The 15,363-nt window shown below is 45.8% G+C and carries 11 protein-coding genes and 1 tRNA gene; 5 read left to right on the top strand and 7 right to left on the bottom strand.

Going from position 1 to position 15,363, the window contains the following annotated elements; genetic code table 11:
• Positions 1-113: 113 nt before the first annotated feature.
• Genes dhaK through ptsP form a run of 3 tightly spaced genes read left to right on the top strand, consistent with a single transcriptional unit; the run spans position 114 to position 4,224 of the window.
• On the top strand, positions 114-1,172 hold the full coding sequence (dhaK, locus tag R7E29_RS18400; protein WP_054576650.1) for a dihydroxyacetone kinase subunit DhaK: 1,059 nt from the start codon (positions 114-116) through the stop codon (positions 1,170-1,172).
• 15 nt (positions 1,173-1,187) lie between these two features.
• Entirely contained in the window at positions 1,188-1,823 is a 636-nt protein-coding gene (gene dhaL / locus R7E29_RS18395) for a dihydroxyacetone kinase subunit DhaL (protein WP_053304323.1), read from the top strand.
• A gap of 1 nt (position 1,824) precedes the next feature.
• Positions 1,825-4,224, top strand: coding sequence for a phosphoenolpyruvate--protein phosphotransferase (gene ptsP / locus R7E29_RS18390; protein WP_258631354.1), 2,400 nt, complete (start codon positions 1,825-1,827; stop codon positions 4,222-4,224).
• Positions 4,225-4,302: 78 nt separating this feature from the next.
• Here the strand turns inward: ptsP and dhaR are convergent, their stop codons facing one another.
• From dhaR to R7E29_RS18365, 5 genes are all read right to left on the bottom strand, one after another.
• Positions 4,303-6,228 (bottom strand): dihydroxyacetone kinase operon transcriptional regulator DhaR, encoded by a 1,926-nt coding sequence (gene dhaR, locus R7E29_RS18385; RefSeq protein ID WP_213898403.1) that lies wholly within the window; start codon positions 6,226-6,228, stop codon positions 4,303-4,305.
• 145 nt (positions 6,229-6,373) lie between these two features.
• Positions 6,374-6,904 carry an MltR family transcriptional regulator gene (locus R7E29_RS18380; protein ID WP_005379708.1) on the bottom strand — a complete coding sequence of 177 codons (531 nt, stop codon included), beginning with the start codon at positions 6,902-6,904 and terminating at the stop codon, positions 6,374-6,376.
• Between the two features lie 86 nt (positions 6,905-6,990).
• Complete coding sequence (locus R7E29_RS18375) at positions 6,991-8,139, bottom strand: mannitol-1-phosphate 5-dehydrogenase (RefSeq protein ID WP_258631262.1); 1,149 nt, start codon at positions 8,137-8,139, stop codon at positions 6,991-6,993.
• Positions 8,140-8,253: 114 nt separating this feature from the next.
• Entirely contained in the window at positions 8,254-10,206 is a 1,953-nt protein-coding gene (locus R7E29_RS18370) for a PTS mannitol transporter subunit IICBA (RefSeq protein ID WP_258631259.1), read from the bottom strand.
• A 590-nt stretch (positions 10,207-10,796) separates the two neighbouring features.
• Positions 10,797-12,560 carry a lysophospholipid acyltransferase family protein gene (locus R7E29_RS18365; RefSeq protein WP_054728474.1) on the bottom strand — a complete coding sequence of 588 codons (1,764 nt, stop codon included), beginning with the start codon at positions 12,558-12,560 and terminating at the stop codon, positions 10,797-10,799.
• A 233-nt stretch (positions 12,561-12,793) separates the two neighbouring features.
• Here R7E29_RS18365 and R7E29_RS18360 point away from each other — a divergent pair, with 233 nt between their 5' ends.
• Both R7E29_RS18360 and R7E29_RS18355 read left to right on the top strand, forming a co-directional pair.
• Complete coding sequence (locus tag R7E29_RS18360; RefSeq protein ID WP_054576654.1) at positions 12,794-13,513, top strand: SIMPL domain-containing protein; 720 nt, start codon at positions 12,794-12,796, stop codon at positions 13,511-13,513.
• 223 nt (positions 13,514-13,736) lie between these two features.
• Positions 13,737-14,012 (top strand): hypothetical protein, encoded by a 276-nt coding sequence (locus R7E29_RS18355; RefSeq protein WP_005383040.1) that lies wholly within the window; start codon positions 13,737-13,739, stop codon positions 14,010-14,012.
• A gap of 94 nt (positions 14,013-14,106) precedes the next feature.
• Here R7E29_RS18355 and R7E29_RS18350 read toward each other — a convergent pair whose 3' ends face one another.
• Entirely contained in the window at positions 14,107-14,910 is an 804-nt protein-coding gene (locus tag R7E29_RS18350; RefSeq protein ID WP_054576655.1) for a MetQ/NlpA family ABC transporter substrate-binding protein, read from the bottom strand.
• Between the two features lie 261 nt (positions 14,911-15,171).
• Positions 15,172-15,247: transfer RNA gene (locus R7E29_RS18345), tRNA-Ile, on the bottom strand.
• Between the last annotated feature and the right edge of the window lie 116 nt (positions 15,248-15,363).

Below are 15,363 nucleotides of genomic sequence, written 5' to 3'. Positions count from 1 at the left end.
GCCGAAGATTTCGTTTCAATATGAAACGAATTGATTTTTGTTGAGCACGCTTTTTCTCTGTTTAAGATGAATTCATACCCTACATAAAAATATAAATGGAATGAGATAGAACGATGAAAAAATTAATTAACCAAATTGATGATGTTGTATTGCAGCAAATGGAAGGTCTGGCTTTATCTCGCCCAGAGCTAAAAGCGAACTACGAACCTCGTTACATGTGGCACGAGGAAACACCGGGGCAAGTGGCACTGGTTTCTGGTGGTGGCTGTGGTCATGAACCTTTGCACGCTGGTTTTATTGGTAAAGGCATGCTGACAGGCGCCTGCCCTGGAGAGGTATTTACTTCACCAACGCCAGATCAAATGTACGAATGTGGCAACCAAGTGAATACTGGTGAAGGCGTGCTATTTATCATTAAAAACTACACCGGAGACGTGTTGAACTTTGAAACGGCTGTGGAGCTGCTTCATACCGATGGCATCAAAGTTGGGTCGGTGTTGGTGGATGACGATGTTGCAGTCAAAGACAGCCTGTATACCGCTGGTCGCCGTGGCGTAGCTGGAACGGTATTAGTTGAAAAGTTAGTTGGGGCTGCCGCGAGCAAAGGTTATTCGTTGGAGCAATGTGAAGCGCTGGCTCGTCGCGTTAATAATCACTGTCGTTCATTTGGCGTGGCGCTTAATGCTTGTGTTGTACCCGCAGCAGGTAAACCATCTTTTGTTCTGGAAGATGATGAAGTTGAGTTTGGTGTTGGTATCCATGGTGAACCAGGTATCAAGCGAGTGAAATACACCGATGTCGATACGTTAGTGGATGAAATGTTTGCTGAAGTTGCTGAAAACACACCTTATCAGCGCACATTGCGTATTTGGAATCGTGACGAAGGTGAATGGGATGAAGTGGAATCCAGCATTGAGCCTTTCGCCGCTGAACACGACTACATCGTGATGGTGAATGGTATGGGTGGTACGCCAACTTCAGAGCTTTACGGAGTGTACCGCCGTCTGGCTCATAACTGCGAGCAAGCAGGGTTCCGTATCGTGCGTAATATGGTTGGTAACTTCTGTACGTCACTCGATATGGAAGGCGTTTCGATTACGTTGCTGAAGGCAGATAAAGAGATGTTGGAGCTGTTCGATGCTCCTGTCGATACGGCCGCGATCAAGTGGTAAGAGGGGGGAGCAAACATGCAAATTGAAAAACAACATATCGTTCACTGGCTAGAGTTATGTGCAAAAACGTATCAAGAGAATCAAGATTTTCTGACCGACCTTGATCGTGATATTGGTGACGCAGACCATGGTCTCAATATGAACCGTGGCTTTAAAAAAGTTGCTGAAAAACTGCCGCAATTTGCGGACCAAAATATCGGCAGCATTCTCAAGAATACGGGCATGACCTTACTTTCTAGTGTTGGTGGGGCAAGTGGCCCGCTGTATGGCACGCTGTTTATTCGCACGGCTGCCGCTGTCGGAACCCGAGAGCAACTAACGTTTGAAGAGTTGGTCGATGCACTAAAAAGCGGTGTGGATGGCGTGGTGTCTCGTGGTAAAGCGGAACTGGGTGATAAAACCATGTGTGATGTTTGGTTACCCGTTTTAGTTAGCGTGAAGGCGTCGTTAGAAAATGGCATGAGCGCCGATCACTTACTGAATGAAATGGTTGAGCTAGCAGAAACGAGTGCGGTTGCCACGATTGAAATGTTGGCGAAAAAAGGGCGAGCAAGCTATTTAGGCGAACGCAGTATTGGTCACCAAGATCCCGGTGCAACCTCTTCTTTGTTAATGATTAAAGCACTACAGCAGGCAATAGCAGGTAATTAAGATGGTGGGAATTGTAGTTGTATCTCATAGTCGTCGCCTTGCAGAAGGGGTGGCAGAACTTGCCACCCAAATGACGCAAGGCAAAGCCAAGCTTGCGATTGCGGCTGGGATTGATGATCCAGAGAACCCGATCGGAACTGATGCTATTGCCGTGATGGAAGCGATTGAGCAGGTACAAGATCAACAAGGGGTTGTTGTATTGATGGATCTTGGCAGCGCGTTGCTTAGCACGGAAATGGCTCTGGACCTGATTGATGATCATGTGAGGGAAAATGTCACCCTTATCTCGGCCCCTATTGTTGAAGGAACCATGGCGGCGTCGGTGGCTGCTGCCGCCGGACTACCTTTATCGACAGTAGTCGAAGAGGCACAGAATGCGTTAAGCGTAAAACGAGAGCACCTTGGTGAGCAGCCACTAACATCCGCGGAGATAGTGCCAGTATCAGAGAACTTTGAGCAAGAGCGGACATTTGATTGGGTAGTGCAAAATCCGCATGGGTTACATGCTCGTCCCGCTGCGGCCATTGTTGGTGCACTCGCGCCTTTTGACTGCCAATTATGGTTGAAAAAAGGCGAGCGCCATGTGAACGCGAAAAGCTTAAACAGCATTGCGAAACTTGGCGTTCGTAGCCAAGAGACGATCACGCTGTGCGCACTCGGCTCTCAATCCAGTGAAGCAATCAAGGCATTTGAAGCCTTAGCTTATGAGCACTTCGGAGAAAAAGAGGCGGTTGAGCAAGGCATTATCGAACCTGAAGAAAGTTCAGATACTCTGCTCGATGGCATGGCCTCAAATCAGATTGAAGGTGCTGTTGTTGGTATTCGAGTCAATGACGGTATCGCTACTGCTCCTGCTGTCCTTTTTACTCATGAAATGCCAGCAGTGCCTGAACGTGATTTCCAAAGTGAACAAGATGAAATTGAACGGGTTAAGCGTGCGATAGGCGTGGTTGTTCAACATTTGCAGGAGCAAGCGAAGCAGCCGAAAGGGGAAATATTTGCTGCTCATAGCATGATGCTCAGTGACCCAGAATTATGGGCATCGGTCGAGTCGCGAATTCAAACGGGCATGATAGGCGAGCAAGCTTGGGTAGAATCACTGCAAACGTTGGCCAAAGAGTTTCGCCAGGCAGAAAGTCAGTACATGCGGGAACGCGAAGCAGATGTACATGATATCGCACGCCAAGTTATGGTCGAAATGACAGGCGTAACGCCTAATGCCATCGACATTCAGGAACCGAGTATTTTGTTGGCCCGCGACCTGATGCCTTCTGATGTGGCCGGGCTTGATAAATCGAAAGTGCTTGGTATCTGTTTGAGTGAGGGAGGGAAAACCTCTCACAGTACGATTCTTGCTCGTGCGATGGGGATTCCTGCCATCGTTAAAGCTCAGGGCTGCCTTGATGCTGTGCGTGCTGGTCAAGTGGTGACTATTGATGGCTTCCGAGGGCATTTATGGTTCTCTCCTTCAGATGCCGTACAGCAGGAATTAGAAGCTCAGCAAATTGAGTGGCAAAGCATCCGACAACGTGCATTAGCGAGTGCTCAGCAAGCCGCAGTCACCTGTGATGGTGTCCATATTCAAGTATTCGCCAATATTGGTGGACCGAAAGATATTGATGATGCACTAACATCGGGGGCTGAGGGCGTTGGTCTATTTCGGACTGAGTTTCTATTTCAAAACAGTGATGAGTTGCCGACTGAGGAAGCGCAATATCAAGTGTATCGTGATATTGCTGCCGCACTTGGTGATAAGCCACTTACGATTCGTAGTCTAGATGTTGGCGGTGACAAGCCTTTAGCCGCTTATCCTATGCCAGCAGAAGATAATCCATTTTTAGGTTTGAGAGGGGTGCGGTTGTGTCTTCAACATGAGTCATTGTTTACCGCTCAACTTCGAGCCATTCTGAGAGCCTTTCACGAGCAACCGAATATTCAATTGATGATACCGATGGTGGCTCAGGTTGAAGAAGTGAGAAAAGTAAAAGCGCTGTTGGCGCATCAAGCAAACCAACTCGGCTTGGATGCGACTCATTTGCCCGTTGGTATTATGATTGAGGTGCCAGCCGCAGTATTAAATGCTGATGCGTTAGCCCAAGAAGTCGACTTTTTCTCTATCGGCACCAATGATTTGACTCAATATGTTATGGCCGCCGATCGAGGTAACGCCGCTGTTGCTGAATTGGTGAACTACTTTGAACCATCGGTACTAAAAGCCATTGAGCTCACGTGTGCAGCAGGCGATCGCGCGGGTATACCGGTTAGTATGTGTGGTGAGATGGCTGGCGATCCAAATGCCACAGAAACATTGCTTCGCGTGGGGTTGCGAAAATTCAGCGCCAGTGCGAGTCTGCTACCGGGACTAAAAGCGCAGATTCGTCAGTTGTCTGTCGATGTTTAGTCGATATCTTATCGTTAGTACATCTGTACCGGCGTGCTTACGCCGGTTTTACTTTTTGTAGGAACGCCACTTCTTGGCTTAATACAGTTTCATTTGCTCCTGCAGCCCAAACTTATTAATTTTTCTCCATAAGGTAGTGCGGCCAATTTGCAATGCTTTCGCCATATCATGCATTTTGCCATCACACTGATTCCAAGCCTGAACGATAGCTCTTCTCTCGGCTTCTTCTAACGTGATTACTGGCGTATTTTCTGCGGTATGGCAAGAATTCAGTTTAATGTCTTCAGGAATATCGTTCAGCTTGATTAAGTTCGAACTGCGGTTCAGCAAAATTCGCTCAGTTCGGTTTCTTAATTCGGAGTTATTGCCTGACCAACGAAAATTCATCAACGCTTCCAGTGCGACTGGCTCTATCGAGATCGTCACATTGTGGCGGCGTTCGTAATGGCTGATAAGCTGCTGGACGAGAAATTCAATGTCTTCTTTACGCTTTCGTAGTGGTGGAATATGCAGCTCGTTCGAGGAGATTTCATAATAAAGTTGCCGACCAAATGAGCGCTGAGTGACATACTCGCTGATCTCTGAAGCGGTGCTGGTAATAAGTTGAAAATCTACGGGGATCAATCGCAAACTGTCGCTGCGGCTGACGAGCCCAGTTTTTAACAACTTAAGTAGCACGGCTTGTAAATCGGGTGACAGATATTCCACCTTTTCTAAAAAGAGCGTACCGCCATGGGCGAGCTCAAACTTTGAAGGCATGCCTTGCCCTTCGTCATACCCCAGGGTTTCTTTGACCAGTTGCTCTGTATTGATGGAGCGGCAGTTGAGCGTAATGAACGGCCCTTCTTTGTAGGTGCTTTCGTTATGAATCGCCATGGCGAGAGTGGCTTTTCCTACGCCTTCTTCACCTGTAATTAGAATCGGTGATTTGGACTTTATGGCCCGTTTTGCCACGGTAATGACATGCTTCATTTTTCGTGAAATGACGGGCAAAGTGCTGAACGTATAGCGCGCACTGCCACCTATTTGTTGTTGAGCAAGTTCGCGAATTTTATCGATAGGGTGCAAGAACAATAAGTGTGTGCCGTCGTTGAGTGGACGCAAGGTGATGATCGCTTCAACAAACTCGCCACGAACCTCTACCGTTGTGAGTTTACGGTTTATGCTCGCACCTGACTCAATACTAGTAAGGACATTCGGTGGGAAGCGTAAAACAGAAAAGACTTCTTTATCCAAGACCTGACTGGCTTCAATGTTTAACAAACGCTCGGACTGGTGATTTACCATGGTGATGCGATTTTCTTCATCCCACGCTAGAAGGCCGTCATCCATGCACTCTAACGTTGCGTTATGCGCACAAGTGAGGCGGTTCATGTTTTCTTGTTCCGACTGAATGTGGATTTGCAAGCTGACTTCTTTCGCGCTCGACGCGATGATGACTAAGTCTTCTTTCTTATAGCTTTCCGCTTTTCTGAAAAGGCATGTTGTACCGCGTAATTTGCCAAATTGGTCAAAAACAGGCGCCGCTACAGAGGCATAAGAGTGCAAGTGGCGATTGAAATGTTCGGCAGCAAAAACTTCACACGGGATATGAGTGTTGATACAGAGATTGACTGCATTTGTGCCTATCTTTCCTTCGGAGAGAAAACAGCCTTGTTTTATGCCGAGCGTTTGCATCTCTTGTCGCATAGAGTCGTGCCCGACGGTGGAGAGAATACAGCCGTTGCCATCGGTTACCATCAATACCAGGTCTTCGTCACCAAGCATATCGTACGTATCTTCAAGTACGGTCGTGGCGCATTCGATGAGATGTTCGTTGCGCTTCATTAGAGATGAGAAGGTAAATCCAGAGGCAATATGTGGTTTTGACCAGGTGTAAGGGCTGCATTGTTTTATGCAACGCTCCCACGACTCGAGGACGGGAGTGCGGGAAAATTCTGGAGATACCCAGTGGTGTTTCTGGAAAAACTCCCACTTAGTTTTAGTGTCTTCGATTGAAAGCATGCGATACCGTTTCAATACTAGCGATAGATTGGTCTGATGTTACAGAGACATCGGAATATGGACTGTGATGGCTTTCACGCACGTTGTATAGAAGAATGTGCAAAAAGAGGGGCGAGTTGAGGAGGCTTCCTTGCCAGTTTTTCGATTAAAAAGGGCTGTCTTTGCCGAGCTCATTGCAAATCTCGACAATGGCAAGTGAGAGCCCTGACTTAATGATTTGTTGTTGACGTTGCAGTTGTAGCTGATAAAACTCAAGGTCGATGTCGTCATCTGGTTCGCTGACTTCCAGTTGTACCATGCCCATTTTCTTCACCAAGTGCAGTTTCTTAATTGGTTCTAGAATATTCGGGTCAGTGAATTCGTAATCTGAAGCGTCACTATTGAGTTGGTTTTTGAGTTTGATGATGTCTTCGATGTCGTGGTAAATGTCATCGGGGAGCACTCCCAAGCCAAACAATAACTTCAAACGAACAGACAGATCGCCCAGTGGTCCAGAGTCTTGTAGCAGCGGACCGACAACCGATTGAACAGCGAAGTTATCTTTACGAAAGATTCTTTGCACCAACCCGTCGATCGAATCGTTAAAAACGTCGACTGCTGCAATGAAAAAGCCTCGTACCGATGGTGCGCTGTTTAATCGCTCAATGATCTCGGTTTCGTTGATGTTATCTGCCATATACTGAATACATTTCTAATTATTAGCTATCCCAACTCTTCAAGCAGAGAAGGACATAGAAGGGGAGCCGAGCTCCCCTAGGTAAATCAAAGTTGGTTGTAAAGTGTCTCGATTTGAGCCACTTCATCGCTGTCTTCTGCAAGACCTGTGTATGTCGCTAGCGTCTTCTTCACTCCCACTTCTTTTAATGAGTTTTGTAGCTCTACTGCTTGTGGGTCGGTGTCGTTAGTGTACTTCAACGCAGCAGCAATGCCTTTCAAAAGAGTTTTATTTTCAGTGCCATACTCAATTGTACCGAGTAAAGGCTTCACTAATCTATCGTTCGCCCCCAATTTACGAATTGGTTGGCGACCAACACGATCAACTTCATCAACTAAATAAGGGTTGGCAAAGCGACCTAGGATCTTTTCGATGTAAGCGTTGTGCATGTCGCGGTCAAAACCGTAGCGTTTGATCAGTACTTCTCCGCTTTCTTGCATTGCTTGTTTTACTTCTGCGTGAATGCTTGGGTCTTCAATTGCTTCGCGAATAGTGCGATGTCCTTTCAAGCAACCTAAGTAAGCGGTAATGCAGTGACCCGTATTTAGGGTGAACAGCTTACGCTCGACAAACGCCATTAGATTGTTGGTTCTTTCCATGCCAGCGATATCAGGGATTTCACCTTTGAATTGCTGTTCATCCACAATCCATTCACTAAAACTCTCTACCGTGACTTCTAGTGGGTCATCGTTCGCGGCTTCTGCTGGTGGTACGATGCGGTCCACTGCGGAGTCGACGAAGCCAACTAGCTCGTCTACTTTCGCGTGTAATGATTCATCCAAATGTTTGTACACTTCACCTTTTAGGTGAGTCGTGCCACGAACCATGTTTTCGCACGCGATGATGTTCAACGGTTTTTCGTTGCCTGCCGCAAAGCGCTTTGCAATGCCGGTCGCGATGGTTTTTGCAATGATGTCCAGTACGTTGGGACCTACGGCAGTTGTTACCAAGTCAGTTTTTACAATGCGATCGATGACATCTTCGCTGGCGGAGTTAACAGCGGTGACGTGGGTTACGGTGTCAATCTGGCATTCCGTACCGACCACTTTTACTTTGTATTCTTGTTTGTGGCTAAGTTGATCAACCAGTGGAGCATCAACGTCTGCAAATGTGACCTCGACTTCTGCATCTGCCAATAGTTTTCCGATGAAGCCACGACCAATGTTACCTGCGCCAAAATGAACTGCGTTTTTCATAATTCTTACCTACCAATGTCTGAAATGTTGACTAAAACGAATCTAGGGTGAGGCCAACCGCATAGGGGGTGACAGCTGACCTCGGTTTGCTCAGGAGCAAATTAAAAGGAGTGATTAAGCCGCTTGCTGACCACCAAGGATGTTCAGAATCTCTTCTACATCGTTGGTGCTAGTTAGCTTCTCAATTGCCTCCGGCTCATCGAGCGCGTTTGTAATGGTGGTAATCACCTGGATGTGCTCATCGTTCTTAGCGGCAATGCCGATAACCAGTTTTGCTACATCATCGTCGTCTTCAGTAAATTGGATACCCGCAGGGTATTGGCAGATTACAATGCCTGTTTTCTTCACGCGGTCTTTCGCTTCTACCGTGCCGTGAGGCACTGCGATAGATTCGCCTAGGTAAGTTGGAACCAATGCTTCACGCTCAAACATCGCGTCTACGTATTCTGGTTCTGCGTAGCCAAGTTCGACCAACTTGTTGCCCGCGAAGCGAATCGCTTCTTCTTTGTTGGCAGCTTTCAAACCTAGGTGAATGTTTTCACGCTGGATTTGGAACACCGACGTTTGCTGTGGCTCGAAGTTGTCGTCGTTTGCTGCCACGAGCGAAACTTTTACCATTTGGTCGTCATTGGCTGCGGATTGGTTTTGCGCTGCTAGTAGTTTGGTGACTAGCTGGTTGTACATCTCGCTGTCTAGGAAGTTAGTCAATGAAATGTGGTGTGCGTTTGGAGCATGCTTACGTGCACGATCCGTTAAGTCTTTATGAGTAATCACGATATCTGCACTCTCTGGTAAGCTGTTAATGGCAAGGTTGGTTACGTGGATGTTCAGACCTGCGTCTTGAACCTTTTTGCGTAGCATGCTCGCGCCCATTGCACTCGAGCCCATGCCCGCATCACAAGCGACAATGATGCTTTGTACTGTCGCTAGGTCTACGTCACCTTTGCTTTGGCTGTTTACCACCGCATCGTTTTTAGATGCAGATTTCATGTCTTTCATTTGTGATGTTGCTTTTTCTAGTGCTGCTTCATCACCGTCTTCTTCTGTTGACGTTTGCGTCTTCATTAGCAGTGCTGCTACCGCGAATGACACACCTGTTGCTGCTGCGATAGACGCTAGAACACCAACGATTGAGCCTTTCTGAGTCATCAACAAGATTGCAAAGATTGAACCTGGTGATGCTGGAGAAACAATACCTGCGTTAAAGATAGTTAGAACGAATACGCCAGTCATACCACCTGCGATAGCCGCAAGGATTAGGCGAGGGTTCATTAGGATGTATGGGAAGTAAATCTCGTGGATACCGCCGAAGAAGTGGATGATTGATGCACCACCTGCCGTTTGACGAGCCGTACCTTTACCAAACACCATGTAAGCTAGCAGGATACCTAGACCAGGACCTGGGTTTGCTTCGATTAGGAAGAAGATCGACTGACCTGTTTCAGACGCTTGTTGGATACCCAGTGGAGAGAAAATACCGTGGTTGATCGCATTGTTTAGGAACAGGATCTTCGCAGGTTCAACGAAGATTGAAGTCAGTGGTAGTAGGTGAGCAGAAACTAGGAAGTTAACGCCAGCCGCCAAGCCACCAGAAAGAATTTTTACGAATGGACCGATAAAGATGAAAGCAAGGATCGCACATAGCATGCCGATGATGCCCGCAGAGAAGTTGTTAACCAACATCTCGAAGCCACTTTTTACTTTACCATCGATGTAGTTATCGAATTTCTTGATAGCCCAGCCGCCCATTGGGCCGACCATCATTGCACCCATAAACATTGGGATGTCTGTGCCGACAATCACACCCATTGTTGTGATTGCACCGACTACCGCACCACGATCGCCACCAACTAATTTACCACCGGTGTAACCGATAAGTAGTGGCAGCAAGTAGGTAATCATTGGGCCAACCATAGAGGCTAACGTTTCGTTTGGTAGCCATCCAGTTGGGATAAATAGAGCAGTGATAAAGCCCCACGCGATAAACGCGCCGATGTTTGGCATTACCATGTTTGACAGAAAACGACCAAAATTTTGTATCTTGATCTTGGCATCTGGTGATATCATAACAATTCCCCGTTCGATGTTCTGATGAATCTTGTTGTAGTAAACGGTTCGCCAAAACCGTTTGTTTGATTGCTTAGTACCCAATCAATTTACCACACATTTTCCAATTGGAACTGACAACGGGTTTTTCGTGATCTACGCCCGCATTTCTTAGGCTGAGAAACGGTTTTTAAGTGACCAAGTTCAACTTATTAACTTGTAACTTAATAACAAAAAGCAACTTTCAAACCTGTCAATAAAAATCTTAGTGATCAATCCGATCTTCTGACAAAATTAAAATCAAAATACTTTGTGATTTTGATCACTTTTGATTTTTTTTGAAATTCGAATTAAATGCTTGTGATGATCAATGTCACGTTTTGTGTTGAGTTGTGGTGGATTTAAAGTGTGACTTGGATCTGTTTTTGTTTTTTGTGAAAGTTTGTGACGGAATTGGTGTGATCAATGTCATTGCGACTCTTCGATAGAATGTATTTATAAGAGTCTTTTCGGCGTACTTCACGAAGTGCTCTTACCTAATTGATAGAAAAGTAAAAGAGAGTCGCTACACCGCTTTTATTGACTCACAACTCCCTTCTTACTCACAGCTCTTACTTATGGTTGCTATTAGCATGGTAGGTGAGGTATTCATGAGTTTGCTCGCGTCCCATATACCTTGCCAACGTCTTTTCTTGAACATCGCGCAAATCCACCATAATCAATCCATCTAGAGCGTTATTGAATGCAGGGTCGACGTTGAAGCATACCAGCTTGCCATTGAGGCTTAAGTACTGACGCAGCAAAACGGGCACTCCTTTCCCTTCATCGATTCTGGCAATGACACGTGACAATAGCTGTAAATCACCCAGAGCAGTGAGCATGCTGGTGTTCCAGTCACGGTGGTGCTCAGGAAGTGGGTTAGAAGGTGTGACGTACTCTGCGCAATTGTTGTCGTAGTGGTGCAGTGTCATTGATTGAGCCAGTAATTGACGTGCAGTATCGCTATAATCGTTGCTAATGCTTACCGGACCAAATAGGTGAGTGTAATCTGGGTTTTGATGAACGAACGTTGCGATGCCTTTCCACAGCAGCAGTAGCGCGCTCATGCTCTTTTGATATTGCTGTGCAATCACAGAGCGCCCCATCTCAATGGATTTACCCATTTGGTCGATAAAGCGTTGGTCATAGTTAAACAACGTTCGTGAATACAGACCTGCTACGCCGCGCTTTTCAATCAGTTGATCAACCAGACCTAAACGATACGCGCCCACCAAGCATTGGTTCTCTCTGTCCCACACAAACAGATGCAGGTAATCATGATCGAAATGGTCAATGTCTATTGCTAGTCCCGTCCCTTCGCCAACTTGTCGAAAATTGAGCTCACGTAGGCGACCAATTTCATGCAGTAGGGAAGGGATACTCTGCGACTCCGTGCAGTAAACATCGAACTCACCACTTGTTAGCAGCTTGGACTCTTTTGGTAAGTTGTTCAGCTCTTCAAGCAATTCGCCTACGGGTAACCCTGCCGCTATTGGAGAGAGCATTTCTGATGAAGAAGAAGGCTTCACTGAATGGGTTTCACGATTGAGCAAGTAAGTGTTGAGCCGCAAATAGTTCACCACTTGATCATCGTTAAGTGTGTTGATCTCTTTGAATTTGATCACTTGGCCAAAAGATAAATCAATGGTTTGCGCATGTTTGTTCAGTAGCTCCCGCCCGAGCATTAGGGTACGCAAAAGTGGATGGATTTTCCCTGCCATATAGAAGCGTTTCGAGTTCTGACCACTGATGAATACTGGAACTGTCGTTGCTTTGTTTTTGCGGATCAGGCTACTTACGCTTCGACTCCACGCTTTGTCTTCCAAGCGTTGCTGTTTGGCATCGACTAACTGGGACACTTCACCGGCAGGAAAGACAAGCAATAAGCCGCCACTTGCTAGGTGTTTATTAGCCGCTCTGAGGGCCTTCATATTCGATTTGACGGCGTCTTTGCCTTCAAACACATCGACACCAATGAAGAGCTGATCTAACTCCGGCACGGTTTTCAGGTATTGATTGGCTAGAATTTGGATGTCGTCTCGTACCATCAACAAGAGTTCGGCCAAGATGACGCCTTCCACACAACCAAGCGGGTGGTTCGCCACAATGACGGTAGCACCTTGCTTAGGTACTGAGTCGAGTGAACCATGAGCAATGCGATAATCGATACCTAAGATATCCAGCGTGAAGCGGAGAAAAGTTTTGGTATCGGCATTAACGGGGCGTTGGGCGTAGAACTTATCAAGTTGGTTTAAACCGGTTGCCCATTCAGCAACGTTTTCACCAATGCCAAACGGCGTTTTACGAGGGAGACGAAAAGGGGTTGAACTATCCATATTTACCTCAGCGTACAAGTTGCTGATTGGATAGTAGAAATTACAGATGACAGTTAAGAGGCAAAAGCATGAGCCTTTGGTGACAAACCAATGAAGCTTTATTGACTAAAGAAAACGGTATATCACTGTGCTATGAATCAAAACTCGCGTTATGTCTCCCTCTTAAAACAATAGATAGGCTATCTTATCTAGAACAAAGATTAAGCTAAGTTGATATTTATCAGGGGGAAATAATGGAACGAGTTTCCAATAAAGCAGCACTTTGGATTGGGCTAAGTTTGATACTTGGTCTTGGCATCCTTGGCTATTTTATGCAGCAGACGGCGGTGAAATACCGAGCCTATGAAAGAGTCGTTACAGTGAAAGGTTTGTCGGAGCGTGAGTATCCTGCTGATACGGTGATTTGGCCGATTCAATTTACTCTAGCGAGTAATGATATGGGAGCCATGTTTGATGAAATTGACCAGCAAACCCGTTTGATTTTGGACTTTCTAACTGCCAAAGGGCTTCCTGAAACCAGCGTTTCCCTCTCTTCCCCAGCGGTCATTGACAGAAAAGCACAGCAATATGGGAGCGAGCAAGACATTGAGTATCGTTATTTGGCCTCGCGAACCGTTACGGTTTACAGCCAGAGTGTTGATGTTGTTCGAGCGGCAATCAATGAAATAGGTGAGTTAGGAAAACAAGGCGTTTTGCTTAACCAAGATCCTTATGCAAATCGTGTTGAGTACAGCTTTACTAAGCTGAATGATGTGAAGCCAGACATGATCGAAGAAGCGACTAAGAATGCGCGTGAAGTGGCTGAGAAATTTGCGAAAGACTCACAGAGTTCACTGGGTAAGATCAAACGTGCAACTCAAGGGCAGTTCTCGATTTATGACCGAGACAGCAACACGCCTTACATTAAGAAAGTACGAGTGGTATCGACGGTTCAATATTACTTATCTGATTAAAGTTGCGCTCATATAGTCAATAGTTGGTCGTTCCATCACCTTCTATTTGTAGAGGTATCTATGCTCTGTGATAGGGAAATCAGTCTTCGCTGACGCTATATACAAGTACTTTTTTATAAAACTAAGTTCTTAACAGTGATGAGGTGAGTTTGATAATAATCAAGCTCACTTGTTTCTTATGAGCGTAAGTTAGTATGACTTATTGCTAGAAGGAATTAGTATCATGGCATACAAGCACTTTATTAGAGAACTACTGGGTTTAGCGATTGTTGTCTCTGTCGTCTTTGGCGTATTAGGCGTGATGTTAGAGCTCTTCGCACTGACGGCACTTTGGGAGCATCAGCAAACGATAGCCGATGTTTTCTTCCATGAATCTCTCTACTTCATCGTATTTTTAATCCCACCATACTTCCTCTGGAAGTTGATTAACCGTCCTGAATTGGTTTCTGCTGACCAAGCTTATTTGGCAATGAAGTTAGAGGCTGAAAGTCGACAATGAGTCGATTTAGTGAGTAATGAAAAGAAGAGGCTATGAGAAAACATTAGCCTCTTTTCTATCTGATTCGTGGGCAAAGTATTCGCTGCTTTATTGATTAAAAAGCTGCTTCGATTGTGCCTTTGAAAGTGCGATCGAGATAATCACGAATCGCTTGAGATTGATAAATAGAAACGAACTTTTTATACGCTTCATTATTTTTGTCTGCGTCACGAGTGGCGATGACCATGACTGCTAATGGGGCGTCTTTTGCTTCAAGATAGATACTTTGTTTCTTCGGATCTAAACCAGAAGACATTACGTAGTTCATTGTAATCGCAGCCGCGTCCACATCATCTAATGTTCTTGGTAGCTGAGCGGCATCTACCTCGACAAATTCAAATGATTTTGCGTTTTTTGTGATATCAGTTAGGGCGGCTTTATGGCCAACACCCTGTTTCAGCTCAATTAAACCTGCATCGGCGAGTAGCAACAGACCACGGCCACCGTTGGTAGGGTCATTTGGAAGCGCTATACGTGCATTGTTTGGAAGCTCTTGCAGTGAGCGATACTTATTGGAATAAAGCCCCATACGCATAAGAATGGACTGACCAATTGATACTAATTGGGCGTTATGGCTACTGTTGAAGTTGTCTAAAAATGGCTGGTGCTGATAGCTATTAATATCGATGCTACCATCGCTAAGAGCGGCATTAGGTGTCACGTAGTCAGAAAACTCAATGACTTCGACATTCAAACCTTGCTTTGCTGCCTCCTTCGCTACCGCCTCGACTACTTGTGCATGTGGTCCAACTGTCGCGCCCACTTTAATGACAGAGTCATCTTTTTCTCCACAAGCGCTTAAGCCGACTACTGCCGTGAGAATCAAAGCTAGTTTCTTTAAGTGACCAATATTTTTCATTGTAGCTCCATTTTTGTTTTAGACGTCCATACGTTTATATGTCCATCCTATCAGAAGTTGTCTGAGGGTCAATGGTTTAAATCACGAGCAGACATTTTGTTTCTATTGCTCGTATAGAAAGCCAGATAATAGTTAAAGAAGAGGGGAAGAAGAAAAGCTATTACGAGGTTAGTGACGAGTTACCGCAACCGAAACTGTACCCAAAGATATAAGATACAAAAAAGGCGTAGTAGGTATTAACCTGCTACGCCTTTCGAAATATGGTGGCCCCTCGCAGACTTGAACTGCGGACCAATCGATTATGAGTCGACTGCTCTAACCACTGAGCTAAGGGGCCTTAATAGGACAACGATTATAGGGGAAGCGTTGCAAGGTGTCTAGATACCAACTAGGGCAATTGCGCTTAGTTTTTATCCACTTAGAACAGTAGATAATAAAAAAGGTGACCTAAAG

This window comes from Vibrio sp. Vb1729, assembly GCF_033338655.1.
Taxonomy (GTDB): Bacteria; Pseudomonadota; Gammaproteobacteria; order Enterobacterales; family Vibrionaceae; genus Vibrio; species Vibrio alginolyticus.
Note: the sequence above shows the minus strand (reverse complement) of the source record. Positions and strands in the feature narration are given on the sequence as shown.

Coding starts and splice junctions, on each gene's coding strand:
- dhaK (WP_054576650.1), top strand. CDS start 114: ATGAAAAAATTAATTAACCAAATTGATGATGTTGTATTGCAGCAAATG.
- dhaL (WP_053304323.1), top strand. CDS start 1,188: ATGCAAATTGAAAAACAACATATCGTTCACTGGCTAGAGTTATGTGCA.
- ptsP (WP_258631354.1), top strand. CDS start 1,825: ATGGTGGGAATTGTAGTTGTATCTCATAGTCGTCGCCTTGCAGAAGGG.
- dhaR (WP_213898403.1), bottom strand. CDS start 6,228: ATGCTTTCAATCGAAGACACTAAAACTAAGTGGGAGTTTTTCCAGAAA.
- R7E29_RS18380 (WP_005379708.1), bottom strand. CDS start 6,904: ATGGCAGATAACATCAACGAAACCGAGATCATTGAGCGATTAAACAGC.
- R7E29_RS18375 (WP_258631262.1), bottom strand. CDS start 8,139: ATGAAAAACGCAGTTCATTTTGGCGCAGGTAACATTGGTCGTGGCTTC.
- R7E29_RS18370 (WP_258631259.1), bottom strand. CDS start 10,206: ATGATATCACCAGATGCCAAGATCAAGATACAAAATTTTGGTCGTTTT.
- R7E29_RS18365 (WP_054728474.1), bottom strand. CDS start 12,560: ATGGATAGTTCAACCCCTTTTCGTCTCCCTCGTAAAACGCCGTTTGGC.
- R7E29_RS18360 (WP_054576654.1), top strand. CDS start 12,794: ATGGAACGAGTTTCCAATAAAGCAGCACTTTGGATTGGGCTAAGTTTG.
- R7E29_RS18355 (WP_005383040.1), top strand. CDS start 13,737: ATGGCATACAAGCACTTTATTAGAGAACTACTGGGTTTAGCGATTGTT.
- R7E29_RS18350 (WP_054576655.1), bottom strand. CDS start 14,910: ATGAAAAATATTGGTCACTTAAAGAAACTAGCTTTGATTCTCACGGCA.